The organism is Micromonospora sonneratiae, assembly GCF_042679305.1.
Classification (GTDB): Bacteria; Actinomycetota; Actinomycetes; order Mycobacteriales; family Micromonosporaceae; genus Micromonospora_H; species Micromonospora_H sonneratiae.
Genome location: NZ_JBHTMP010000050.1, coordinates 1 through 25,500, shown reverse-complemented (window position 1 = coordinate 25,500; position 25,500 = coordinate 1). Strand labels below are relative to the sequence as shown.

The 25,500-nt window shown below is 70.2% G+C and carries 10 protein-coding genes, 1 tRNA gene and 1 pseudogene; 4 read left to right on the top strand and 8 right to left on the bottom strand.

Features of this window, described 5'->3' with window-relative positions:
- Genes ACFQ4H_RS25890 through ACFQ4H_RS25875 form a run of 4 tightly spaced genes read right to left on the bottom strand, consistent with a single transcriptional unit; the run spans position 1 to position 18,306 of the window.
- On the bottom strand, positions 1-4,446 hold the full coding sequence (locus ACFQ4H_RS25890) for a hypothetical protein (RefSeq protein WP_377575296.1): 4,446 nt from the start codon (positions 4,444-4,446) through the stop codon (positions 1-3).
- Entirely contained in the window at positions 4,446-9,887 is a 5,442-nt protein-coding gene (locus ACFQ4H_RS25885) for a DUF3892 domain-containing protein (protein ID WP_377575293.1), read from the bottom strand. Before ACFQ4H_RS25885 ends, ACFQ4H_RS25890 begins: the two co-directional genes overlap by 1 nt.
- On the bottom strand, positions 9,884-13,306 hold the full coding sequence (locus ACFQ4H_RS25880; RefSeq protein WP_377575291.1) for a DUF6603 domain-containing protein: 3,423 nt from the start codon (positions 13,304-13,306) through the stop codon (positions 9,884-9,886). The genes ACFQ4H_RS25885 and ACFQ4H_RS25880 overlap by 4 nt, the downstream gene beginning before the upstream one ends.
- Positions 13,303-18,306 (bottom strand): hypothetical protein, encoded by a 5,004-nt coding sequence (locus ACFQ4H_RS25875; protein ID WP_377575289.1) that lies wholly within the window; start codon positions 18,304-18,306, stop codon positions 13,303-13,305. The genes ACFQ4H_RS25880 and ACFQ4H_RS25875 overlap by 4 nt, the downstream gene beginning before the upstream one ends.
- A gap of 879 nt (positions 18,307-19,185) precedes the next feature.
- Here ACFQ4H_RS25875 and ACFQ4H_RS25870 point away from each other — a divergent pair.
- A complete protein-coding gene (locus tag ACFQ4H_RS25870) occupies positions 19,186-20,208 on the top strand; it encodes a peptidoglycan-binding domain-containing protein (protein WP_377575287.1) in 1,023 nt (340 codons plus the stop codon).
- A 370-nt stretch (positions 20,209-20,578) separates the two neighbouring features.
- Positions 20,579-20,662 (top strand) — tRNA-Leu (locus ACFQ4H_RS25865).
- On the opposite strand, the gene ACFQ4H_RS25860 is transcribed toward ACFQ4H_RS25865, so the two are convergent.
- The 3 genes from ACFQ4H_RS25860 to ACFQ4H_RS25850 form a co-directional block, all read right to left on the bottom strand.
- A complete protein-coding gene (locus ACFQ4H_RS25860) occupies positions 20,644-22,389 on the bottom strand; it encodes a recombinase family protein (RefSeq protein ID WP_377575284.1) in 1,746 nt (581 codons plus the stop codon). The genes ACFQ4H_RS25865 and ACFQ4H_RS25860 overlap by 19 nt on opposite strands.
- A gap of 283 nt (positions 22,390-22,672) precedes the next feature.
- Positions 22,673-23,602 (bottom strand): TRM11 family SAM-dependent methyltransferase, encoded by a 930-nt coding sequence (locus ACFQ4H_RS25855; RefSeq protein ID WP_377575282.1) that lies wholly within the window; start codon positions 23,600-23,602, stop codon positions 22,673-22,675.
- Complete coding sequence (locus ACFQ4H_RS25850; protein ID WP_377575279.1) at positions 23,595-24,230, bottom strand: hypothetical protein; 636 nt, start codon at positions 24,228-24,230, stop codon at positions 23,595-23,597. The genes ACFQ4H_RS25855 and ACFQ4H_RS25850 overlap by 8 nt, the downstream gene beginning before the upstream one ends.
- Between ACFQ4H_RS25850 and ACFQ4H_RS25845 the strand changes: the two genes are divergently transcribed.
- Together ACFQ4H_RS25845 and ACFQ4H_RS25840 are read left to right on the top strand one after the other, a co-directional pair.
- Positions 24,229-24,351, top strand: coding sequence for a hypothetical protein (locus ACFQ4H_RS25845; RefSeq protein WP_377575276.1), 123 nt, complete (start codon positions 24,229-24,231; stop codon positions 24,349-24,351). The two genes, ACFQ4H_RS25850 and ACFQ4H_RS25845, sit on opposite strands and share 2 nt — an antisense overlap.
- Before the next feature lie 314 nt (positions 24,352-24,665).
- Positions 24,666-24,890: pseudogene (locus tag ACFQ4H_RS25840) on the top strand (group II intron reverse transcriptase/maturase); the annotation flags it as partial.
- A 264-nt stretch (positions 24,891-25,154) separates the two neighbouring features.
- Here the strand turns inward: ACFQ4H_RS25840 and ACFQ4H_RS25835 are convergent.
- On the bottom strand, positions 25,155-25,352 hold the full coding sequence (locus ACFQ4H_RS25835; RefSeq protein WP_377575273.1) for a hypothetical protein: 198 nt from the start codon (positions 25,350-25,352) through the stop codon (positions 25,155-25,157).
- Between the last annotated feature and the right edge of the window lie 148 nt (positions 25,353-25,500).

Genomic DNA, 25,500 nt, shown 5'->3' with positions numbered 1-25,500 from the left:
TTAGCCGGCCGAAACGGTTCGGGTGAAGTCGGTCGACGCGGTCTCGTTGTCGACGTTGAGCGGGAAGTACAGGGCGGGCAGGAACTGGCCGACCTCGCCGAGGGTCGCCACGTCGACCGCCCGCACCGGGGCAAGCTCGAGCGTCTCCACCAGCGTGCGCTCCACCGCATCCCGCGTCCACAACGGTGCGTCGTCGGCCGGCACGGCCAGCAGGATCGACTGCGGTGCGCTCTGCCCGGGGGTCTCGGCGTGGAAGGCCACCCCGGTCGTCTCCTCGTCGTTGGGCAGCACCTCCACCCACTCGTCCACCATCAGCCCGCACAACGGCAGCCCAAGGTCGACACTGCTCACCGCCTCGACGACCAGTGACAACCGGGGTGCGTTCGGTCGAGCCCCGTCGAACGGCAGCCCCAGCCAGCGATCGCCGGCCGCATAGGGCAGTTGCGCCACCCGTAGCGGCGGCTGCCGGCGAGGCGAGAGCGCCTGGCCGTAACCACGTACGGTGTCGAGGCGTTCGACCCCGGGCCGCACCAGCGCCCCGTCGGCCAACCAGTCCTCGACGGCGTGCGGGTTGCCGCCCTGTAGCTCGGTGCTGGCCGTCAGCGCCGCAGCCAGCCCTGCGGGCTGGGCCAGCGTGAACCGGGGCAGGACGCGGAAGTCCGCACCGAACACGGCCTGCAACCGGGCCACGTCGTGGTCCCGCAGTTGCTCGGCGGTTGCCGTCGACCGGTCGATGGTCAGCTCGGCCAGGGCCGCGTGACGGGTGGCCACCTCGGTGCTGACGGCACGGGCCCGCGCCTGCCACACCGCCGGGCTGGCATCCGGCCCGACGTACGCCCCGAGCACCCCGATACCGGAGGCGGTTGCCAGCGCCGAGGCCAGCACCGACGGCACGTCGCTGGTCAGATCGGTGACGAGTTGTCCGAGCAGGGCAGCCGCCACGTCGGCCCGCTCACCGAGCGAAATGTCGGCGACCCCCTCCGGCGGGTCCACCTCACCGAACTGCAGATCAGCCGGGGCGAGCGGACGGGCCGACCGCAACAGGCCACGGACCGCCCGGGCGACCTCGACCAACTCGTCCACCGCCACCAGGTCGGCGGGCCAGTCCGTACCACGGTCGAGCAGCACCCGCTCGGGTCGTGATCCGGTCGCACCGGCCGGCGGACCGGCCGCGACAGCCGCGTCCAGGATGCGGGCGACCAGTTCGCAGTCGGCGGTCACCTCCGCCACGTCGGTCAACGCCAGTAGGTCCAACGGAGAGCAGCCCAGCAGATCGAGGGTGACGGTGCCGGGCACCGGACCGTCCACCCCGGCCCACTCGACCTGGCACTGCACGGACGCGGGCACCGGCAACAGACCACTGACCAACTCGTTGAGCCGGGGTTCCGCCTCCGCCCTCGGGTTCGGGCCGGTGGTCGGCCAGGCGTTGACGTCCAGCACCCACTCGTTGGCCAGCAGCGCCACCCGGTGGGTGATGGCCAGGCCGGTCCGCGGCGTACGGGTGAACTCCAGTTCGCTGGCGGGCACGTCGCCTCGCGAGGCGGCGTCGAGTGTCGCCCCGGTCCGCATCGGGTTGCCCTGCGCCGCGTGGTGCACGCTCTCGGCCAGTAGCGCGTCGGCGACCGAGTCGATGGCCTCCCCGAGCGAGGTGAGCACCGCCACCAGCGCCGCCTGTTCGGGGGTACCGACGTCCGGCAGTTCCCGGTCGCCGGTCCAGTCGATACCACCGGCCCGCCAGCGCTGGTGCAGGTCGAGGCCGTCCACCACGCTGGTGGCCGCGACGACCCCCCGGGGCTCGGTGTCCGGGTCCGGCCCGATCCGGGTGACCATGACCGGTGCGATCTCCCGCAGCCTGGGCAGGTACTGCTCCAGGACCAACGGGTGGTCCTGCAACTGGCGCTCGAACCGGTAGCCGAGCAGTTCGGTGAGGGGCTGGCCCTGGCGTACCCCGTCGAGCAGCCAGGCGGCCAGTCGTACCCGGTCGGAGGTGAGATCGATGGCCAGCGGATTGTCCCCGCCGCTGGCATGGGCGCGGTAGCCGGCCCGCAGCACCGCGGCGGTCGTCGCCTGGGGCAGGGACGGGGCGTGGATGAACCCCGCGTTGGGCGCCCCCTCCCACAGCTGCCCCGACTCCCCGGTCGGCAGGTTGGTGACGGTCACCGGCGAGTGGGTGCGACGACGCAGGTTCTCCACCCAGCCGTAGCCGCCGATGTGCACCCCGGTCGACTGGGCCGCCCGCAGCACGTCGAGCTTCTTGGTCGCGAACGAGGTGATCCAGGCGTCCAGCCGGTACGCGGACAGGTCCATCGCCTCGGCCAGCAGCCGCTCCAGGTCGGCAGCCGGGTACGCGGCCAGCGCCTTGGCACTGGTCCGGAACGCCTCGATCTGGGCAGCGGCCGGTTCGACGCCCGGAACTGCGGTACGCAGGTACTCCCCGATCGGGCCGGGGTTCTCGTTGGGCAGTGTGATCACCCGTTCGAGCTGGTCCCACAGGGTCCAACTCGTCCGGTCGGGCTTGATGTCGACGAGTTCGGCGTCCCGGTAGGCGTCGGCGGGCAACGGAGCCCGGGCCGCCTGTAGCCGGCGGGCACCGGTGCCGTACTCGGCCAGCATCGACTGGCGCAGCATCCGGTAGAGCAGCGGGGTCGCGGTGCCATCGGTCTCCGGCCGGTCACGCAGGTCCGTCCAGGTACGGGCCCGGTCGCCGAGCCAGTTGAGGTAGTCGGCCGCGCTCGACGGCGACGGCGGGACGACCAGGGGACCGCCGATCGGGTACGCCCCCTCGGCGAACACCGCCCTGGCCACCCGGGGATTCCAGGCGAGGTTGAGCAGCGCCAGCAGTTGGTTCGGTTCGAAGGCCTGCTGCTCGCGCCAGTTCGCGTCCAGGCGTAGCCGCAGGAACCGCCACAGGTGCGTGACGTACTCCATGCCGAGCAGGCTGCGGGCTTCCCACTGCTGGCCCAGCGGCCCCTGCCCCAGGATCCGCAGCAGCACCTGTCCCGGGTTGCCCGGCCCACCGATCCGGGGCACCCCGGGCAGGCCGGTCTCGGGTTCGATCTCGTCGACCGACGGCCGCCACACCCGGTCCCGCAACAGCCGCAGGAAGGTGACCAACTCGTTGTCGCGGGTGTTGGTGCTGGTCCAGCGGTCCAGGGCGATCACCGGCAGCACACCGTACGGCTGCTCGGCGATCCGCAACGTCGGCACCGGGCCGGCAGCCCGTACGTAGTTGATGAAGTGCTGCCGGCCGTGCCGAACGGCATCCTCGGACACCGTGTCGGTGAGCATGTCGCTGAGGAAGTATCCCCAGGTGGCCGCCCAGGTGACGGTGTTCATGTGCCGGGCACCGGCGGACTGGGAGACCGTGACACCGGGGGCCGGCTCGGCCGGACGGTATCCGGCACGGGCCAGAGCCCGGGGGGAGAACGACGTCGTCCCACCACGAACCGCATGCAACGCGTCCCCGGGCAGGGCAGCCGGCACCACGCCCAGGGCCCGGGAGATGACCGGGGAGTCGTCCTCCCCCTCCCGGAGCGCAGCCTGGCCGTGCCTGACCAGCAGCCGGTCGGTGGGCTCCTGATCGGTGGTGTCGTAGCCGGAGCGGGCCCCGGCGGTGTTGTTGGTCGGGGTGCCCGGCGCGACGAACCCGAGACCATGGGTGTGGAAGTGGGCATCCATCAGTTCGGCGAGGATCCGCCCGCCCCGGGCGGCGTGGGTGTCGTCGGCCGCCACCGGATCGGTGTCGACGCCGAACACCACCAGCCGGTCGATACCGCCCTGCGCCATGGCCGGCGGCAACGGGATCCGCATCGCCATCCCGGCGTCGACGGCGGCCTGGAAGTCGACCAGCCATCGGCTGGCGTCGTCGACCGGCGGCTCGTCGTCGTCGACCGTGGACAGGTCGAGGTTGGGCGGCGGCCCGACGACCAGCGGTCGGAGTACCGGCGCGGACTGCCAGTACACCGGCTCGACACCGGCCTGCCACAGGGTCACCTCCCACTGGCTCGGCAGCGCCCGGGCCAACGGTGCCCGGCTCCACGGATCCGCGCCCCCTTCCACCGGTGGGAAGGGCGGCTCCGGCATCGACACGTCCGGCGGTACCGGCTTGGTCGGCCGGGCGGTCTCGTCCGGTTCGAGCACCCGGGCGATCCAGGCGGCCCGGGGCGGGTCGACGAGCTGACACAGGCGACGCCAGGCGACGACCTCGTCCTCGGCCCTGCGGCCCGCCCGCCACACGTCGATCCAGTACTGCTTGCCCCAGGTCACCTCGTCGTCGGTCAACTCCGGTTCGTGGGTGTCGACGTGCAGGACGTCGGGCAGCACCCGCAGCCACAGTTCGGTGCCGGTCGGACCGCCCTCGACGAACCGGGTCTCGACGCGTACCGGCAACATGGCGATCGGCCACTCGGTCGGCAGTTGCCACGTTGGGTTGGGGGGTGTGCTCATCACGCTTCCTCGGCCAGTTCGGGCAGGGCTAGCAGGTTGTTGGGGATGTCGCCGTCGGCTTCGGTGGTCAGGTAGGGACGGCCGGCTCCGGTTCGGGAGACCCGGACCTTCACCTGGTCACCGGCGGGACGTTCGACCAGGAAGCGTTCGTGTCGGCTGATCGCGGCGATCACCTCTTCGGTGCTCATCCGCCAGAGCGTGCCGTCGCTACGCCGACCGGCCAGAGCCACGATCCGGTGCTGGTCCACCCCACCGGCCCGTTGGACGGTCGCCTCGACCTGCCAGGTGTCGTCGATCGCCGGCACCATTTCGCTGGCGTGCACCGCCACCATGGCGGGCCGTTGCAACACGATCTGTGCCTGGTGGGCGCTGTTGTAGCCCCACTCCAGACCGCCCAGGCGCAGGCTGGTCAGGCTGCCCCGGGCCGGAACGTGCCGCAGGTGCTGTTCGTCGGCCGCACCGGCCAGCAGATGCCGCCAGTGCACGTCCGCCCACCGATCGGGAGTGCCACCGTACGGTGCATCGTCGGGTGGGGCGTCCAGCCCGAACCGGGCGTCGATGGGGGGCTGACGCAGTACGACGAACCAACCGGCGTCGACCATCGGGACACCGCGGGCCTCGGCGACGCTCAACGGCAGACCGAAGAACTGGATGTCCGGTTGGAGCCGGCCGCTGAACTGCGGCTGCCGGGTCTCCCCGACCGGGATCCTGCTGCCCCCGGGACCGAACCCCGCCTTCTGGACGTAGATCTCGGTACCCGGATAGCGGCGCAGCAGTTCCCCTCGGACCAGCACCACCAGCATGTCCCCGGTACCCACGGCGGTGGCGTTCCCACCGAGTTCCCGATCGGCCTGCCAGTTCGCGATCGGTGGAAGGTCCGACAGCGGGCCGGCGGACGCCTCGGCGGAGCGGACGTCCCAGAACTGCTGGAAGAAGGTGGCCCGCAGGTCGGTCGGATACCGCCGCCACAGCATCTCCCGACCCAGTTCGGAGTTGAGTCCCACCATGAACGCCTCCACGAAGGACGCGTTGACCCGCAGCAACGTGACGGTGTCCGGCGGGATCTGGGACACCCCGGGGAACAGCAGGTCCTGGGACAGGTCCCGCAGCGCCTCGTACATCGGCTGCGGGAACCGGGGTACGACCACAAGCTGGCGCAGCGTCTCCACGGATTGTGTACCGGGCAGTTCGAGCCGGCTGACCATGCGCTCGGTGATGCCGTCGACCGGTTGCAGCGCGACGCTCACCCGGGCGGCCAGCGCGTCCGCGTCCACCGAGACGAGGCCCCGGGGCCTGACCAGCTCCTGGGCGGCCAGGACCTTGTCCTGGTGCCGTCCGGCGGCGGCGACGAACTGGTTGCCCATTTCGGCGCGTACGTTGGCCAGCGCCGGGTTCAGGTCGGCGATGGTGACCGCAGCACCCTGCCCCTCCCAGCCAAACCAGCCGGTGACCTCGGCGTCGGCCGACCAGTGGCTGGCGATGCCGTAGCCGTCGAGGTCCCAACCGACGCGGTAGTAGCCGCGGTTGTCGTTGACCGGATTGGCGACGTGGAACAGCACCAGGTCGGCCCTGCGGGTGCCGGTGACGTCCATGACGGCGAGTCCCGCGCCCTGGTGCCCGGCCGGCAGGGGCCCGCCGCCGACGGTCTTGACCGGTGTCCAGGTACCGACGACCCGACCGCGCGGGTTGATCTGCCAACCGATCCGGTAGAGCGCCTGGCTACTGGCCCCCTGCTGCTCGATGACCAGTACGGCGATGTCCGGCTTCATGTCGTCGTTGAGGTCGGCGACGGCCACCCCGACCCCCTGCACCGGACCGGACAGGGTCCAGGGCACCGGTACGGAATCGGACCAGCCAGCGGTGACCAGGCCCTGCGAGTTGAGCCCCCAGCCGATCCGGTAGTAGATGGTCGGGTCGGCCCCGGCGGTGACGTAGACCAGGATCAGCTCCGGCCGGCCGTCGCCGTCGAGGTCCGCTATGGCCAGGTCCGCGCCCTGCACCTCGCTGGCGACGTCGGCGGGCAGGCGGATCGGGCTGCTCCAATCACCGGTCACCGCACCGGTGGCGTCGAGGTTCCACCCGATCTGGTAGTGGATGGCGTTGGCCCCACCCGGGTTGTCCACCCACATCGTGATCAGGTCGGGCCGGCCGCTGCCGTCGATGTCGGCGACGGCGATACCGAGCCCCTGGGTCTCCCACCCGATCGCGCCGGGCTTCCTGATCTGCCCGGACCAGCCGCCCCGGACCTCGGCCTCGAACCCGAGGTTCCGACCGATGCGGTGGTAGACGTAGTTGTCGGTGGCCCCGTTGTCGACGTGCGCGGTGACCAGGTTGGACAGGAACCCCAACGGCAGCGCCCACCTGGTGTTGGCCACCGGTTCCGCGTTGGCCAGGCCGGTGCCCCGCGAATCCAGCGGATTGCCGTGCGGTTCCCACTTCCAGGTGCCGGCCTCCTTACGCAGGGAGAAGAGTTCGCCGGTGCTACCGGTGACGAAGACCGTCTCCCGGGACGCCATCACCGCACCGGGTGGCTGCATCACGTTGGTGCCGGGCGGACTCCCCCGGTCGTGCCAGGCCCAGAAGCTCCCGTTCCACAACCGCTGGTAGAGCCGTCCGTTGGTGGCACCGACGAACAGGGAGTTCTCGTTGCCGGCCCGCATGAGGCCGTAGGTCATGTTGGCGATCGCGCTGCCCGTCGGCACTCCGTGGTCGACCCAGACCCCGTACGCACCCAGCGCGGGCCGTTCGAACAGCCGCCCGTCGTAGGTCTTGACGAACACGCTGTCCCCGAGCGCCGGGCCGAGGTCCTGGATACCGGTACCGGACGGTCGGCCGTGGTCGACCCAGATCCACCGGGTGCCGTTCCACTGGCGGGCCCACAGCTTGCCCGCGTCGGTCTTGACGAAGAACCGGGTGTTGCCGTGCGCCGCTCCCGGGTTTGCGGTGATCTTCTCGGTGCCACCCGGGTTGCCGTGGTCGATCCACGTCCAGTTGTCGCCGTCGCGGCGACGCTCCCACAGCCGCCCGGCGTTGGCCGTGCCGTTGGTGGTGGTCGCCAGGAACAGGCTCTGGTTGTTGAGCACCAGGGCAGGTGCGGTGCCGAGTCCGTAGCTGTTCGGCGGGATCGGGTGCTCCCGCCACAGCCAGCGGTCACCCTCCCAGTAGTGCTCGAACAGTCGCCCGTAGATGGAGGCGACGAACATCCGCTTGCCGCCGTCCATGAATCCGCCCGGCTCGACGCCGGCAGCCTGGGTGCCCGGCGGTGCCCCCCGATCCAGCCAGACCCAGCCGGTGCCGTCGAAGTAACGCTCGAAGAGCCGCCCGTTGGTGGTGGTGGCGTACATCCGGCGGTCGTCGACCGCCGGGCTGGGTGGACTGAGCAGCGTTCCTGGCACTCCGGTTGGGGTGCTCGGGACACCGGCCGGCAGCGGGCTGGTGTCCGGGTACCACACCGGCAGCGGCTCCTCCGGAGCCGGCGGCTCGGGTTCGGGCTCGGGCTCCGGTTCCGGCCACGGGTCGGTCGGTGGATCCCTGGGTTCCCTGGGCAGCAGGTTGCTGAACTGCGAACTCTGTTCGGCCAGCAGCGCGGCCAGATCGTCAGCCACGATGGCGTTGCCGGCCACGGCGGCCTCGGGTGCCGGAGCCGGCTCGACGGCAGCCACGTCCGCCCCAGCTGCGTTGTCCGCCCCAGCTGCGTTGTCCGGGGTGTCCGCTGCCTCCGGTGCGTCCGCTACCGCATCCGTGGCCAGGCCGGTGGCAGCGGTGGTCGTGCCACGCCACCAGGGCACGGCACCGTCGATGCGCAGCCGGTTGATCCGGTTGAACGAGATGTCGTCCCCGGCCACGTCGTCGAAGAGCACCGTGCCGGCGGGTGGGCTCGGCGGCGGCGTCGCGGTGATCTCGTTGCGGGCGGCGGCCTCCACCACGGAGCCGAGGTCCACCGACGAACCGAGCCGGCGGGCCAACGGTCCCCCGGGTCGGGTCATCCGGCGGAACGTCGTCGACAGGGTCGCCGACGCGGTCGGGTTGTGGTCCAGTTCGCTACCGACGAGTCGCTTGCTGCGCGGCGTCACCGTCACCGCGCCCAGAACCGCTGCCGAGACCTGCAACAACCGGCCCGCGCCCATCGGGCCGCCGGCATCCGTCGCGTCAGCGGCGGCCAGCGCCAGTGCGGCGTCCGTCGGACTGCCGGCGATCCTGCGCTCGTACGTCGAGCGGCTGGCCTCGGCGGCCAACTGCGCCTGACGCAGTGCCTCGTTGGCCCGCTGGACGGCCGCCGCCTGCTCCCAGGCGGCCGTCATCAGAGCTTCCTGCTGCTCGCGTACCACCCGGGTGCCGAGGGCCGCCGCGATCCGGTGCCGAGGGTCGAGGTTCAGCTCACGCAGCCAGCGGGGCAGTCCGGTGTCGTCGGGCACCCGGTCCACACCGGCGTAGCGGCCACCGTACAGCGGCGGTCCGAGCCGGGTGCCGGTGCCGGCGATCAGTGAGCGCAGCAGTGCCTCGTACGCTTCGCGGGACTCGGCCGGCCAAAGGGTGGGCATGGTGAGCGCGCCGCGCAGTGCGCCCTCCGCCCCGAGGGAGACGGTCGGCACGGTGGGATCCAGTTCGGGCACCCCGACCCGGCCGAGCAGCACCGGACGCAGCCCCGCGTCGGTGGGCAGGGAACGGGGACGCAGCCGCCGGACCAGGGATTCGAAGTCACCGTCGGCGCCGGTGGAGAACTCCCAACTGTGGTAGACCGGCAGCGGCGGCGCGGCCCCCTGTCCCGCCACCCAGGCCGGGGCGAGGGGGGCGTCCTCGTCGACGGTGAGGCCCAGCCCGGCCAGCCGGCCCGGTTCGAACGCCGGGACCAGACACGCCCGATACGCCACGCCGGGAGCCAGCCGACGCGGACTGATCAGTCGGGACAGCGTGCGTGCCGGGTCACCGGCCAGCACCGAGGCGACCGACTCGCCGTCACCCGCAGTGGCGACCTGGGCATGCGCCCAGGCCCACGACTCGGCCAGGTTGGGCAGGTCGGCCAGGTCGCACTCCAGCACGGGCAGCGGTGCTCCGGTGTCCGAACGCAGGTTGGAGTCGGCCACCGGCACCACCACCAGGAACAGCCAGGGGCGCAGCCGTTGGTGGCTGCCGGGCGCGGCGGGAGTGAACAGCCAGGGCAGGTCCGGTCGGTCGAACTCGACGGTGACCAGGTTGTTCGGTTCGAAGTCACTCGCACCCGGCGGCGGGTCCATCCGGATCACCTGACGTGTGTCGATGCCCCGGACGTCGCCGGGACCGTACAGCCGCACGTCGAACTGGTGCTCGTCGCGACCGGCGAGCCGTACGCCCACCTTGACCGGCTGACGGGCTGGAATGTCCTCGTCCAGCGGGTCCGCCGCCACGCCGGCGGCGGCCAGCCCCTGACGTACGTACGCCAGGAAATGCAGTTGCGCCGTCACCGGCGTGCCTCCTCAAGGGTCCGCGAACCGGCTACCGGCTCGATGAAACGCACCAGTGGTGCCCGGCCGGTGCGGTACGCGGCCGGGCCGCTGGTCCGGGTCGGGGCCAGTGCCGCGGCGCTGGACCGGGACAGGCGCTTCAACGTCGCCCCGTCCATCGGCACCGAGCCGGGCGACTCGGCCGAACCGGCCGACCTGACGAACCCGGCCGAGGCCCCGGTACGCGCGGCGACGTCCGGTTCGTCGATGACTATGACCTCGTAGCCGAGTGACACCGGCGGCGGCGCGTCGAGGTCGTACTCCACTTCCGGCGAGGCGAAGCCGCGACCGGCCTCCATCAGCTCGAACGACGGGGTGGAGAGCTTCTCGTCGTCGGTCATGTCCTGGAACTGCGCCCGGGCGAAGTGCTCGTAGGTCACCTTGCCCGCGTCGCGGGCCTCGACGTCGCCGAACCGGACCGAGTCGATCGTGAACTCGGTCTTCTCGGTCGCCGGCGCGTTGCCGTACCGCTCGATGGTCACGCCGAGCGGCGCGACCCGCTGGGTGACCGCGATCGCGCCGAGCGGGTGGGCGAGGAGCTGACCCGGTGCGGCCTTGATCCGGCGCAACGTCACCAGGGACTCGCCCAGCGGCGGGAGCTGCGCCGTCCAGTTGCGCGGATCGGCCAACGCGTCGTCGAGCAGGGCCCCGACGTCGACCGCAGCCGGCAGCGGTGGCGGCTTGCGCGAGCCGATCGACACGTCGAAGGAGACCGAGGCACTGACGAACAGGATCTTGAACTTGGCCCGCCCCTTCGCCCGCCACGGCCGGGGGCCGCTGAGCGTCAGGCTCAACGAGACCGCCATCAGCTCCCGCTTGTGCCGGCGCAGGGCAACGGCCGCGGCGATGTCGACGACGAAGCCGAACGGTGCCAGCTGCACCAGTGCGTCGAACGACAGCATGCCGGAGATGTTGAATCCGGCTGCCTCGGCGTACACCTCCAGGCGGGCACCGAACTGGACGGTGTTCGAGGTCAACGCCAGGTACGACTCGAGCCGTAGGCGCGGGTTGTCCCGGTCGGAGAGGGCGATGGCCAGGCGGCGCAGGGTCGGGAAGTTGGGCGGTGGCTGGAACCGGGGGTTGAACCCCCCGGCGGCCAGGGCGAACGTCGGCTCGCTGCCCCAGGACAGGCGCATCGCCATGTCACCGCTGATCGGGAAGCCGGCAACCTCGGAGTCGTAGAGTGAGGCGTCGATCGAGGCCTGCTGGGCACCGAAGTCGACCACACCCAGCACGTCCATGTTGATTTTGACGACCGGCGTCTTCTCGTCGGGCAGGACCATCCGCAGCCGGCCCAGCACCACCAGCCGCAGTGGCGCTGGCAGTTCCAGCACCAGACCGAGGTCGAAGGTGAGCAGGGTCGGTGTACCCCAGCCGATGCGGGCCATCGGTCCGAAGACGTACCGGCCGACGGCGACCGGGAAGACCGAGCCGGCGGTGGCCACCACCTCGGCGGCCCGACCGATCGGGTCGGTCGGGAACATCAGGGAGTTCAACGACCCGGTGCGTACGCCGGCCCGCAGTGCGTCGACATTGACCGTCCGGTGTACGCCGAGCAGGCCGCCGACGCCGTTGAGGGTGAACCCGAAGCCGAGCTGGATCGGGGTGAACTCGGCCGAGATGATGACCAGCAGCGAGAAGCCCTCACTGCCGTCCGGCATCCGGATCGACGAGCCGTCCGGGTTGCGGGTGGCCAGCAGACCCACCGCGGTGACCGCGATCGCCTGGAACTGCAGGTGCAGCGCACCGGCGTACTGGCCGGCCTTCTCGTCGATGAACAGGTATCCGCCACCGACCAGCGGGCCGGCCTCGATCGCCAGCCCGATCCCGGACGGGGGTTTGAAGGCCAGCGCGGTCTGCGCCGGACCGAGGTTGCCCCCCTCCGGTGGGAAGGTCAGCCCGGCGGTGATGCCGATCCGTTCGGCGACGGCCTTCACCGGGCCGAGGCGCAGCGTGGCCGAGGCGGCCAGGGCGGCGGACAGCCCGTTCTCGCCGGCACCGAGGGCGGCGTGCACCCCGAAGACCTCGATCGGCCCGGCGGTGACGTGCAGCGGCAGGTCGACGTCGAGCCCGGCCCCGCCCCGGAAGGTCAGCCCCTTGCGCAGTGACCAGGTCAACGCGAGTTCGAACTCGGCCCGTAGCCCGTCGGCGGGCAGGACCTGGGCGAGGAACCCGTCACCGTCGCCCGGGGCGACCACCAGGGCCGCCCGGGCTGCGGAGATCGACAACTCGATGTCGTCCAGGCCGCCCCCGAGGGCAGCGCCGATGCCCAGCCGGAGCCCCTGTACCTCCAGCCGGGTTCCGGTGGCGCTGCCTATCCGTAGGGCCACACCGGTCTCGTCGGGCACCCGGTCGGCGGTGAGGGCGACGCGAACCATGCCCGCCAGGCCCTCCGGCAGGGTCAGCCCGTCCGGGCCGATCGCGAACCCGCCGGCCGCGCCGGAGACCGCCAACTGGAACGCCCAGCCGGCGATGATCCGCTCAAGTTCCAGGGCACCCCGCAGCCCCAGGACCAGGCCCAGGTTGCCCTGGTCGGCGGCGGACAGCGCGGCCGTCGCGCCGACGGTGACCTGGGCGTCGCCGATCCGGATCGGGGCGGCGACGGTGAGCATGTTCCGGGCCAGCGCGGTACCCACCGGGCCGAGATCCGGTCCGTCGGCGGGGTTGACGCCGTACAGCGCGGGCACGCCGAGTTCCTTGAGTACGGCGGCGATCCGGGGGAACAGTTTGGCCGAGGCGGCGTCCGCTGCGGCGGTGGTGGCCAGCCCGTCCGGGAAGTACTCGGCCCGCAGTGTGCCGACCGGGTCGCGCAGCAGGTCACCGATCCGGTCCAGGTGCAGTTCGGGCCGGGACCGGGGCAGCCGTACCGGGGTGCCGTCGTCCGGCATCGGCGGGCTCACCGGTGTCTCCCCGGCCGGGGTGACCAGCCCCAGCAGGATCGCCACCTGGTACGCCACCGGGTGCTGGCGTTGCAGGTAGTTGACGGTGAGGAAGGTGACCAGGTCCCGGGCCAGTACGTCGACCGGCGGAAGGTTCGCGCCCCCGGCGGCCAACGCCGGCGGCAGGCCGCTGACCGCCTCCACCGCTGCGGCGGCGGTGTCCAGGGCGGAGGTCAGGTCGTCGAGGGTCTCCGGTGGTCCCTGTTCGACCAGGTTGCGGATGCCCGCTACGGCCTCGGCGCAGGAGGCCAGCCACTGTTCGAACTCCTCGGCCGGCATGCCGGCCAGCGCGGCGAGGTCCCAGCCGAGCGCGTCGAGGATCTGGGTTCGACGCCACGGACTGGTGGCGGCCATGGTGATCGGGGACAGTATCGACTCGACCTCGCCGAGCAGTTGCGCCTGGAAGTTCCCGTTGTCAGCGCCGGTCAGTTGGTCGGTCATGCCGTCTCCGGTCCATAGTCGTCCTCGGTGAAGTCGATCGGCCAGGGGTACACCGTGGCGGCCGCGTCGGCTACGTGCGGTGCACCGGCGGCGTTGGTGAAGTAGGTGATGTTGGTGTTCAACACCTGGTTCGGGTAGCGCATGTTGGGGTGGGGACCCGACGGTGGACCGGAGTTCGGGTTGTTGCCACTCAACGGGATGGCGTACTGCAGGTGCGGGCGGATCTTCCATTCGTCATCGATCCAGCGGAATTCCCGCCCGCCGTTGTAGCGGCGCACCACCTCACGCTGGAACACCGCGCGGGTGCGCTGGTCGATCGGGTTGGGCAGGTGGTCGTCGACCATGTTGTAGGCCAGACCGGCTTTTTCCTCCATCAGCAGACGGATGCCACTGCGGATGTTCTCCAACCAACTCCAGACCTCGTCGGGATTGGCTCCCCGGTTGAAGATGTCGTCGAGCTGGCCGATGCCGTAGCCGTGCGGCGGGCCGAACAGCGGCATCTCCTTCTCGTTGCCGTACGCCCAGGCCCCGCCCTGCCGGGACCAGCGGCGGCGGGCCGAGGCCCGGCTGTCGAACTGGCTGTAGCCGCCCCGGATACCGCTCTCGTGCGTGAAGATCAGCAGAACCGTCTGCCGCCAGCACTCCTGGCTCAGGATGTTGACCGACGGCACGGTCTGGTGGTCGGTGTAGTACTCGTCCACCAGGGCCAGGATCACGGCCTCGATGTCGGCATTCGGCGTGGGATCCTCGCCGATCACCCGGAAGCCCGGCAACCGCAGCAGGGGCACGGCGGCCGGGGGCGACACGAGCGTCCCCTCGTCATCGGCCACCAGGCCCGGGTCCAGCGGCTGTCGGTCGAAGCGCAGCGCCGGCACCCGCAGTTCCCCGTTACCACCACGGATGGCCTCCCGCCGACCACCGGCCGCAGTGGCATCGGCCACCGTCACCGCCGGCTGGAACTCCAGCACCAGCGTCGGACGTGGTACGGCACCGGTCGCCCGCCCCCACGGTCGCTGTTGCCCGGTCACCACCACCGCCGGTAGCCGGCGATCGTCGGCCGGGAACGAGATCCGGGTCGGGGCCGGGTTGAACGCGTTCGGCAGTCGACCCTGGTCGTCCAGCGTCAGGTCCGCTCCGTTGGCGTCGGTGAACTGTCCCCGCTCGCCGTAGTGCAGCAACGCGATCGGGTTGGCGGTCAAGTCCAGGGCGTAGGAGTGGCTGACCGCCGGACGGGGCATCGGGTCGGGAAAGGCGCCGGAGTTGGAGTCCGGGCCATCCCAGCTCAACCCCAGTCGCCAGTCCCAGTCGATGCGCAGCTGCCGCGGCGTGGGCGGCGAAACCGCCGGGTCCGGCGGGTCGGCCACCGCCCGGCGGGCGTACCGGCGGCGCAGCAGATCCTGCAACTGGTCCCCGGCGACCCCGACGAACTGCACCTCGCCCATCCACATCGGCATCTGCGGTTGCAGGAGGTCGTCTCCGCCGGCGACCATCGGCCGGCGGCGGCTACGGATCGAGTAGCGGACCATCCGGCGAACCCGCGTCTGCTGGGACAGTGCATTGAGGTTGTTGGCGGCGGGGGCGGCCTGCGGCGAGCGTTGGAAGTCCACGACCACCCGTTCGTCCGCCGCACCGAGCAGCGGGCCGCGCACGGCCGGCTCCGGGTCGTCGACCAGGGCCAGTTGCGCGCCACACAGGTGGACGGTGAACGAGTCGACGTGCGGAACCGCCGGCCCCACCGCGGTCGTGACCACCTCCACCCGACCGAATGCCGCAGCGGCGTCGGCCAGGAACACGGTCGCGGTGAACTTGCGTACGCCGGCCGTGACCGGTCCCAGTTCGGCGGTCAGCTCCGTGGTGGTGGGCGCGTCGGCGGCAATACCGGTACGCAGCGTGAGATCGGTACCGGCGGCGGACCGTAGCCGCAGCCGTACCTCGGTGGCGGCACCGTCCACCTCCCCCTCGACCCGTAGTCCCCGCTCCCGGGGCCGGTGCTCGGCGGGTACGGCCGGTGGTGCCGCCCCCTCGTTGACGGTCATCCCGCTCGGGTTCGCCGCCGGGTTGTTCCACACCGCAGCACCCTGGTTGAGTCCAGCGGTCGAATACTCCTCGGGCAGCTCCCACAGCACCGGCCACAGTGCCAGTTCCTCCGGGGCGACCAGCCGCAGCAGACGGCCGGGTACGGTGACCGACCTCGGCCGCTCGGCCCCGGCCGGCGGTACGGCGGGCACGCTGCACTGCTGGAACAGGCCCTCGGTGGTCAGCTGTGCATCCGGCAACGGGCGCGCCCCGGTGCTGTAGGCGACCTCGGCAGTGGTGCCGGCAGCCGGCTTGAACGCCTCGGTGTAGTCCCAGGGATCCGCGGAGTTCGCGACGGTGCTGGTGTACAGGTAGCCATCGGTGCCGCCGCGGAGCCGTTGCGTGGTGCCACCGGCGCGCCAGTAGACCCAGGTGTCGGCGGCGGGGTTGATGGCCGGTTCGCTGTCCTCGGCATCGGCCCGCTCGGTCATGAGGGCAAGGTGCTCCGGGTCACGCGGTGGGCTGACCGCCCGGGTCGACAGGTCCACGACACACCGGGTCAGCGGTGCCGCGGAGCCCGCCTCGGGAATGCGCCACCACAGCGTCTGGACCGCCTTCTTGGCCTCGCCCGGCTGCCAGGAGAGCGTGACCTCGCCAATGTTGGCGTGGCCCACCACCTCCTTGCCGTCGCCCCACTTTCCCAGGTAGTCGTCGTGGTTCTCGGCGGCGGCCAGGTACTGCCCGAGCGCCGCCGACCGGTCCCCGGTCGGCGGGAAGACCGGCCGGGGCGTCCCCGGCCGGGGCGGAATCGTCGGGTCCGCCGCGTCGTGCTTGACGAAGGTCAGGTCGTAGGACCAGTCCGGGGTGCGGGTCACCGTACGCAGCGGCTTCGGTTCCGCCGTCGCCGGGGAACCGCTCACCCGCCACGGGACGCTCGTCGCCCCGCCGAAGCGCGTCTGGACGATCTCCGTACCCACCTCGAGTTGGCCGCCGCCCGGGTTCTCCCAGCCGATGCGGCGGCTCCGGGGCAGCGCGTCGGCGGTGACGTCGAAGCCGGTGCCGTGCAGGAACAGGGTCAGTCCGTCCTCGTTCTTGGCCGCGCTGGAGACGAACTGCGCGATCACTCCACGGGTCTGCCCCGGCGTGACCGCCCGGAACGGTTTCGCGCCCTGGTATCGCAGTCGGGCGGCGAAGCCGTAGCCCACCTCGCCGGAGAGCAGGATGATCCGCTGGCGGCGGACACCCTCCTGCGGGGTCGCCCGGGTCAACAACCTGGACAGCAACTTCTCGTACGCGGCGCGTTGCCGTCCCCATGCCTCGACGTCCGCGCTGGCCCGACCCCGGTGATATCTGCCGAGCAGCTTCTGCACGTCGTCGGAGAGGAACGGATAGCCGACCACCGGCGCGGCCGAGACCACGAAGGTGGCCGCCTCTGGTCCGAGGTCCGGCGGGTCGGCGACCTGTTCCTTCATCGCCGCGTCCCCCCACAGCAGGGCGGGCGGATCCTCCTTGCCGCCGACGAAGACCCGGGTGGTACGGGTGTCCAGCACGATGAGCTGGTGACCGGCCCACCGGACGTCGTAGTGCCACTTCAGCGCCTCTGCCGGGCGTACCGGCACGCCGCTGTTGAAGCCGGTGGGCAGGCCGACCCGGGCTCGGATGGTGGCCGCTTGCGCGTTCTCGGTGCCGTCCCACGCGGCAACGGCGGCCAGCAGTTGCCGTCCGTGTTCACCGGCCGGGCCGGTGGCGGCGAACCGCTCCGGGGTGTTCCCCCATGCCTGGCACAGTGCGTACGCGGTCAGCGCGTTCTGGATCACCCGGCGACCGAGTCCACTGGCGGTTCCGGTGGTGGCCAGCGCCTTCTCCGTCCAGGCCTGGGTCGAGTACCAGTCCTCGCTGACCTCGTGCTCGCCCAGCGTCATGTAGGTGGGGGTGTTGGCCAGCACCCGACGTACCGCACCGACGCTGGTCTTGAACTCCTCGACGGCCGCGCGCTCGTCGAGGAACGCGTCGCGCCGATCCGATGCCGGGCCGTACCCGGTCAGTGTCTCCCACGTCTCGGACAGCTTCATGTCGAGCGGTAGGCGCTCCAGCAGCGCGTGGTCGTCCGGGTAGACGTCGGCGAACTCCGGTAGCGCCTCCGGCCAGAGGACGTCGGACCAGACCAGCAGGTGCATCGCCCAGAACTCGGCCAGCGACAGCAGATGGCTCTTGGCTGCCGGGGCGGTGAGGCCAGCCGAGGTCGCGACCAGTTCCTGACGGCGGCCGGGCCACAGTTGGGGATCGGTGGCGTCCACGACGCCGGGCAGCGTCTCGATGTCGGCCCCGAGCGTCGGGACGATCTCCCTGATGACGGCAAGGACCGGGTCGGCGACGTCGTCGGCGTAGATCTGGCTGCCGGTGAGCACCAGTTGTTGTGGTCGGGCCGCCGGGTCGGCTACATCGGTACGCAGGATCTCGTCGAGGATCGCCAGGGCGTCCTCGCCTCCGCCGTGCGGCTTCCGGCTGGACGAGTGCACGATGCGCAGCAGGTTGAGGTCGGCCGGCGGCGTGGCGAAGCTCGGCAGGCTCGGTGCTCCGGTGCCGGCGTAGGTGACGGCGGCCCGGGCGGCAGCCTGCGTGGCGGCGACCACGTTCTCGCTGTACAACCGCGCTTCCGTGGCCGGTACGGGCACCGTCTCGTCACCCGGGTCGCCGAAGAACACGTCGTACCGGTAGAGGGTGCCGGCGGTCAGCGGGGCGGTACCCGTCGCGGTGACCGCCACCAGGTGGCAGTTCACGGCCACCTGAACCGAGTTACGCGTACCCACCAGGACCTGGTCGACTCCGGCACCGTCGGCGTCCGAGGCGTACACCCGAAGGGTCGCCTTGCGTGCCTCGCGCAGCGCCAACCAGACGGTGACCGACGTGTTGTCGACCCGCCGCAACAGCGGACCGGCCAGCACCAGGGGCAGGCTGGCCAGCGGACGTGGCTGCCAGCTCATGCCACCCTCCACAAGAGATTCGAGCTGCCCGCACCGGCCGCGCCCGGGGCGCTCCTGGTTGAGGCTTCCTTCGCATCGGATCCGATCACGCGCCACCCACTCCAAGGTTCTCCACTTTTCAGGAGCCCAATTGAAGGCGAAGACGAGATCGGACAGCATCGCGCGAAAGCCGAGATCTTTTCAGCTGCCCGTTGGACAACCGGTACCACAATGCGCTGATCGACTGCCGGGTCGGCGCGACCGGCAGGACGATTCGGCATTCTTCCTGGCAAGATCCCGACTATCCGATTTAGACAAACGGTCAGGAAGGTAATTTCCGCCGCAGGTCAAGCGGTTGAAGCTTTCCGACATCATCCTGGGACAGGCTGAGTCGCAGCTCACAGGCCGTTCGTGGCGGGGGCGAACGAGTGACGGACGACACCCTGGCAGCGGTCAAACCGGTTGACACGACATCGTCCGCCGGTGACGAGCACCCTCGACAGTGGACTCGTGCGAAAGACGGCGGACTTCACCTCATCGGGGGGCAACCATCAGCCCAACGCATCGGCGGCCTCGCCGGATCAGGTGCCGGCGGTCGGCCTGACCGACAGGTCTGATGCAAGGAATCCGACTGCTACTTGTCGACGGGGAATTCGGTGGATCACCCTTTCGACAGGTTCACAGAACCGCTTTCCAAGCCCGGTCGACAGTCGTCGAGACCGGCACCCAACCCGGAACCGGCGGCGGATGTCGCGTACCACCACCTCGCAGTGGCCGGACACACCTCGTAGCAGCCGGACACGCCCTGCGGTGGCCGGCGAGGTCGGTCGACGACAGCCACCCCGACTCTCGACCGGGCCCCCGTTCCGGGATCGAACCGCAACCACCATGGAGGAACGTATGAACCCCGCACCCGGCGTCGATGAACCCGAGGTCGCCCACTCCGACGAGGACGACGATGCGGGCACCATGATCGGAGAGGAGGTCGAGTACGACCTGGGGCTGGACGAGGAGGCACCGGACGACGGTCAGACGAGCCTCCTGCCCGGCCTCGTCCCGGCGGTACACCTGGCACCGGCCCTGAAGCTGCTGCGCGACGAGATCAACGCGCGCTGGCCGAAGCGTGACCGCGCCTCCGACGGCTGGATCGGCGATGCCGCCCACCAGAACAGGAAGTCGGACCACAACCCGGACAAGGACAACCGGTCCGTCAACGCGCTCGACGTCGACAAGGACGGCATCGATCCGTCGCTGGTGATCCGTAAGTGCATCGCCCACCCGTCGACCGAGTACGTGATCTTCAACCGGACGATCTGGAGTCGGTCCCGGGGATTCAAGTCCGCGCGGTACACCGGCTCCAACCCACACGACAAGCACCTGCACGTCAGCATCGGGCACAGCTCGGCCCAGGAGAAGAGCACCAGGTCCTGGGGCATCGCCACGGCACAGGTACCGAAGTTGGGCGATCGCACCCTGAGCAACGGCTGCACCGGCAGCGACGTACGGGAGTTCCAGATCCTGGCGAACAAGCTGGGCGCCAAGCTCACCGTCGACGGAGCCTACGGAAGCAAAACCGAAGCCTGGGTACGTACGTTCCAGAAGTCGAAGAAGCTCACCGTCGACGGCGTGGTCGGATCGAAGACCCTGACGGCCCTGCGTGCGGCGACAGCCGCCCCGGTACCCATCTCCTCCCCCGCCAAGCGCCAGCCCGGCTCCCGTACGCTGCGCCGCGACATGACCGGCGAGGACGTCGCCTTCGTCCAGCGCTTCATCGGCGAGCGACGGTGCGGCAAGCCCGACGGGAAGTTCGGCAGCAAGACCGAAGCCGGGGTCCGCTGGTACCAGCGGATGCAGGGCCTGACCGCTGACGGCGTCGTCGGCAAGCTCACTTGGGGCAAGATGCAAGTGAAGGTCACATACTAGGCATTTCGCCGTACGCGGCGACCGGTGGCGGCGGCCGGGCTCCTCCTCGGCCACCGCCCCGCCCACCCAGACGACCCACCCTCGAACCAGCGCTCCGGGCGACCGTACGGCGGGCGGCAGGGCCCGGTCCGCCCGCCGAGACCTGCGCCTCGATCAAGGTGCGGTACCCCCGGCCTCACCTGCTGTTTCTCGAGTCGTACAGGGACAGGCGCCGGCAAGTTGACCTGGCTGAAGACACACTGAGGCAGGGCCGGGACCGGGCGTTGTGCATGATCCACGAGGGCCGTGTACAGTAATCCTCCGTGCGGCCCGAGAGGGTGCCGACGGGCGAGAAATCGTTCGGAGGCACAGGGTAGGGTTAGACAGGCAGGTCCGGGTGGCGGAATGGCAGACGCGCTAGCTTGAGGTGCTAGTGCCCGTATAGGGCGTGGGGGTTCAAGTCCCCCCTCGGACACGTACAGTTACCCCACAGTAATCAGCGTCAGGCGTAGCCTCGACGCTGATTTTGTTTTGACCAGGGTCGTAAGTGAGGGCGAGCCGTAGTTCGCGGTAGACGTTGCTTTTGCCCTCATTACGGGCGTCACGCAAGGTGTTGCGGATGTCATCGAAGCTGCCGACGAGGCGTCGGATATCGTCCTCGGCGAGGCGACGGGAAGTGTGTTTTTGTGCTGCTGCTTTGTCGCGTTGGGCGACGGCGGCGGCGCGTTGGGCGTTGACCTCGGTCATCCAGGTTGCGACGGTGGCGGGGTCGCCTCCGGCGTCTGCGATGGCGCGGTACTGAACGAGTTTGGCGTCGCACATGGCAATGATCTTGTTTGCGGCGGCGATCTCCGGCGCGACGGTGCCACCATGTCCGGCGTCGGGTTGGGCGGCGTGGAGTCGGCGGATCGTATCGGTTAGCCGGTGCGGGGCGAACACCTTGAGGAGCCAGCTGTCGAGCGCGGGGACGATGTCTCGTTCCGCGACGTAGACGTTGCGTGGGTGCTGGACGTGGTTGGCGAGGGCGTACTCGTTGGGGTAGCGGCATCGGTAGTAGGCGACTTCGTGTGCCTGGTGGCTCTGCATTTTGCGTCCGCACAGCCCGCAGAGCATGAGACCGCGAAGCACGTAGTGGTGGCGCACCTTCCGTTGTCGGGTGCCGGTGCGGCCCCGGCCGTTGGCCGCCATGATCGTTTGAACCAGCTCGAAGTCGTTGACGGTGACAAGCGGCGGATGCGCGATTATGTCGGACCACACCCAGGAGTCCTTGTCGTTCCAGCGCATCCGGGTTTCGTAGCCAAGTGCGACGTCATTGACATCGAGTAGTACTTCGTCCTTGCGCTGTTTGTTCCACACCTGGCGGCCGGTGTAGCGGGGGTTGGACAGGATGTTTTTGACGGCGCTCTTGGCCCAGCCTTCGCCGGTGCGGTGGGGGTTGCGGGCGGGGTCGGCGGCCGATGGGGAAGGTATGCCGTCGCGGGTGAGTGCCTCGGCGATGGCGAAGTAGCCGTTGTTGGCGAGGTACATGGCGAAGATTCGCCGGACAACGGGCGCGGTGGCCGGGTCGGGTTCCAGCTTATGCAGGCGACGGCCGTCAGCGGCCTTGCCCGGGTTCGGGTGCGGCCCGGCGTCGGCGAGGCGGTAGCCGTACGGCGGGCGCCCACCGAGGAACCGGCCCTCGATCTTCGCCTGCGAGGTCATCGCCGTGCGCACACGGACCTTCACGCGGGTTCGCTCGCCCTTGGACATGCCGCCGAACACGCTCATGATCAGGTCGTGGGCTTCGGACTCGGGGTCGATCGCGCCGCCGACCTCGGGCACCCACAGGCCGACGCCGTAGTGCGAAAAGACGGGCATGGTCAGGCTGTACTGGTTGCCGTAGAACGCGCGTTGGGGCTCACCGATCACGACCGCGTCGAACCCACGGTTCGGGTCAGCGAGGGCGTCGAGCACCCGGGCGGCGCGGGGCCTACGCTTCCACGGCAGGGAACGGGACAGGCCGACGTCGAAGAACTCGGTGACGATAATGCCGCCCGCCGGTTCGATGAGGCTGGTAGCGCGGGTGAGCTGCCAGTTCCTCGACGCCACTGGATCCTGTTGGTCCTCTGTGGAGACGCGGCCGTAGAACGCGAAACGCTGGTATTTGTGGTGGGCGAGCAGGGCGGCGGCAGGCTCTTCGATGCGGGGTACGTCGATGGTCACGGAACGTGCCTTCCGGGTGTAGTAGGTACGCGTCCACCGGCCGTCCCAGGGTTGGGTGGCCGGCGGACGCGCTGTTGCACGGATCCACGCATACTGGCATGAAGGGATCAAGCGTCGGCGGACTCGCCCGGACCTTGACGACGGTTGACTGACGAGCGTTGCAGCAAGGTCAACAGGGCGCGGGCCACGGTGTCGGTCAGCTCCGGTTCGGTACGAAACTCGACCGTTGGTGTGGGTTTTGTCGCGTTCGTGTAGGCTGGTTCGTCCTGCGGGCGGTCATTCATCAGCGGGAACCCCTGAAAATCACCACGTCTTCGTGCTGGACGAGCCATTGAGGGTCGCCGGTGGAGATGGCGTCTCGGGTGTTCTTCTGCTGGAAGAACGAGGCCCGGGGGATGATCACGCCGTCGCGGACGCCGCAGATGAGGGCGATGCATTCCTCGACCAGTTCGAGGCCGGCGTTGATGCCGGCGGCGACGACCATGCCGGGGATGTCGATGAGTTCGCGGTGACGGCGGTAGGGCCGGGCGGTGACGACGACGTGTCCGCCGGGACGCAGGAGTTGGCGGCATCCGGCGAGGATCGCGGTGAAGCCGTCGGCCAGCTCGCCGGGGCTGCGGTAGGCGAGGTTGTCCACGCCGCCGTACTTGTGGTGGATCTTGCGGACCTTGCCGCGTCTCGGTCCGGGGGTGCGGACGTGGCCGTGGGTGGATGGCCCGTACGGCGGCGAGGTGATGGCCAGAGAGACTCGCCCGTGCAGGCTTGCCGGTAGCAGGGACGGCAGCACGGTCGAGTCGCCGTGGTAGATCTCGCCCCGGCCCGGTGCCCCGGCCGCGATGGTGTGGCGGATGTTGTCGGCTGCCTTGCCGACCCATTCAGCTTCGTACTCGACGCCGACGCCGTGACGGCCGAGGTGCATGGCCTCGATGACGGTGGTACCGATGCCGGCCATGGGGTCGAGCACGATGTCACCGGGGTTGGTGTAGGTGCGGATGGTGTACCGGGGGATGGTCGGCAGCATCTTGCCGGGGTGGGCCAGCGACTCGGGGGTGTATCGGCCGCGCCGCAGGTCGCGCGATGCGGTCTGGCCGGTGAGCCAGACCGAACCGAGGTAGCCCTCGGCGAGCAGGGCGGCCAGGTCAGACGTGTCGGGGGACGACGGTTCGAGGTCGCGAGGTTCGGAGGTGTGGAGCGGCAGGCGGGGCTCAGGCACGGGCGTTCTCCTCACCGGTGGCGGTGGTGGCGAACACGAGCAGGTCTCGGAAGGCCGGCAGGTGCCGGCCGTCGCGCAGACGTCGGCCGTCGTCGGCCTCGTCGGGGCGCTCCGGGGCGGTGCGCGGCTCGTGCTCGGGCAGCGGGACGAGGACGGCGGGAATGTGCTGGTGGTAGAAGAGTCCGGCGGTGCGAGCGGCGGCGATGACCGTGGCGCGGAGGCTGACCTCGCCCGGCTGCGGGTGCGGCACGGTGAGTCCGACCAGCAGGAACCCGCCGGGGCGTAGCAGAGGCCGCCAGGTGCTCATCGCTGTGGCCGCGTCGTCCCGGGTGAGGCGCTGCGCGCCCTTCGGCAAGGTCGCCAGGATCAGGTCGACACGTGGGCCGGGACGACGCAGGGCGTGGCGTGTCCGGCGTTCGGGCGCGGGCGGCAGGAGCCGCACGTGCAGGCCGTGGCGACCGGTGAACAGCCGGGCCGGTACCCGGTCCAGGTAGGCGCTCGCGGCGATGGCGGCGGGGTGCGCGTCGAGGTCGAGCACCACGTCACCGACGTGGGTGTAGCGGCGGATGAGGTAGGCGAGGTGGCTCGGGGACAGCCCGTGCCAGGCCGGCACTTCCGGTCGGGGCATGCGTGGGAAGCGGGTACGTGGAAGGAGCAGGCCGACCGGTGCCGGCTGGGGCCGGTCACCGGGGGCGGTGGAACTGGGCTTCGGCATGGGCGTGTGGGCCACGTCCGCCGACGAGCGCTGACACTAGGGGATTACAAATCCGAGCCCCGGATTGGAAACGGGCGCGGCTGGAAGGCGTATGCCGACGACGCGCGTAACCCTTGAACAAGATCCACTTACCGCCTTGAGCAAGATCAATCTCAGGTTGAACACGCAGGTCAGATGGCGGGAGAATGATCCCCAAGTCGGGCGGCAAGTTCCGCCGGTTGGGGATCGCCACCATCACCGACCGGGTGGTCCAGGCAATCCTTGAAGCTGGTGCTCGAACCGATCTAGGAAACGGACTTCTACCCGTGCAGCTACGGGTTCCGTCCCGGACGGCGAGCCCATGATGCGGTGGCCGAGGTCCGCTACTTCACGTCCAAATCGTATGAGTGGATCGTGGAGGGCGACATCACGGCCTGTTTCGACGAGATTTCGCACCCGGCGCTGATGGACCGGGTGCGGCAACGGATCACAGACAACCGCGTCCTGGCACTGGTGAAGGCGTTCCTCAAGGCGGGAATCCTCGGTGAGGACCGTGTGCTGCGAGACACCGACACCGGAACCCCACAAGGGTCGATCCTCTCCCCACTGCTGAGCAACGTGGCACTATCGGTGCTGGACGAGCACATCGCCCGCGCACCGGGAGGCCCCGCCTCGACGCAGACCGAACGGGCCCTGCGTCGCCGTCGCGCCTACCGCGCTGGCTGGATCACGGCGGGCCTCAGGGACCAACCGGGTCGCACGCTCACGCAACTCATCGGGGTACTTCTTCGGTGCGGGCATCGCTGGTGTACCTCGCAGGTTGCGATGTCTCCATCAAACCCGGTGCGGAACATCCGGTTACTCGCACCGGTCCTCAGCGCCCCGCCCATACGGCTCACAGCAGTCCGGCCGGTGCGCGTACACCCGCAACTCCCGGCGGGCCACCCGCTCCCACTCCAGGGTCCGCTCGTACAGGCAGGCAGGCCACACGAGTGTTTCACTGCCGCCGTTGACCACCTGGCCGGCACCGGGACCGCCCCGCAGTAGCACCTCCACCAGGCCGACGGTACGGCAAACGCGGCAAGGGGGTTAGGTCGTTGCCCAACCCCTAGTGTTTCGTGATCCTGATCGGTTTACTTTGAGTTGTTTGCCACGAGTTTCTTGATGTTGGTTTGAACGAGTTGGACTTTGGCGAGGATGTCGT

Excerpts from the sequence above, each read along its gene's own strand:
- ACFQ4H_RS25845 (WP_377575276.1), top strand. The coding sequence starts at position 24,229 with ATGCGTGGGAAGCGGGTACGTGGAAGGAGCAGGCCGACCGGTGCCGGC.
- ACFQ4H_RS25870 (WP_377575287.1), top strand. The coding sequence starts at position 19,186 with ATGAACCCCGCACCCGGCGTCGATGAACCCGAGGTCGCCCACTCCGAC.
- ACFQ4H_RS25890 (WP_377575296.1), bottom strand. The coding sequence starts at position 4,446 with ATGAGCACACCCCCCAACCCAACGTGGCAACTGCCGACCGAGTGGCCG.
- ACFQ4H_RS25850 (WP_377575279.1), bottom strand. The coding sequence starts at position 24,230 with ATGCCCCGACCGGAAGTGCCGGCCTGGCACGGGCTGTCCCCGAGCCAC.
- ACFQ4H_RS25875 (WP_377575289.1), bottom strand. The coding sequence starts at position 18,306 with ATGAGCTGGCAGCCACGTCCGCTGGCCAGCCTGCCCCTGGTGCTGGCC.
- ACFQ4H_RS25880 (WP_377575291.1), bottom strand. The coding sequence starts at position 13,306 with ATGACCGACCAACTGACCGGCGCTGACAACGGGAACTTCCAGGCGCAA.